Raw genomic sequence first — 456 nt, 5'->3', positions numbered from 1 at the left:
CTGCATGTTCCATACCTTCGAGGAGCTGAACGTCTGGCTCGGCCAACGCTGTCGTACGCTCTGGGCCGAACTTGTACATCCGCAGTACAACGGTTTGACGGTGGCAGAAGTCCTGGAGCTGGAGCAGGCTGAAATGATGCCGATGCCGACGGCCTTTGATGGCTACGTCGAACGCACCGTCCGTGTCTCTAGCACCTGCCTGATCAGCGTGGCGCGCAATCGTTATTCGGTACCTTGCGAGCGTGTTGGTCAGTGGGTCAGCAGCCGTTTGTACCCTTCGCGGATCGTGGTCATTGCCGACGAAACGGTGATCGCCAGCCATGAGCGCCTCTTTGATCGAGATCAGGTCAGTTTTGACTGGCAGCACTACATCCCACTCATCGAACGCAAGCCTGGTGCACTGCGCAATGGCGCGCCATTTGCTGATCTGCCAAAACCGTTACGGCTTCTCAAACG

General features: G+C 57.5%; 1 pseudogene. It reads left to right on the top strand.

The window, feature by feature from the left end:
- A pseudogene (locus tag QMX98_RS34865) lies at window positions 1-456 on the top strand (IS21 family transposase); the annotation flags it as partial.

Source organism: Pseudomonas sp. PS02303 (assembly GCF_029959925.1).
GTDB classification, from domain to species: Bacteria; Pseudomonadota; Gammaproteobacteria; order Pseudomonadales; family Pseudomonadaceae; genus Aquipseudomonas; species Aquipseudomonas mandelii.
This window is presented reverse-complemented; position numbering and strand designations above follow the sequence as displayed.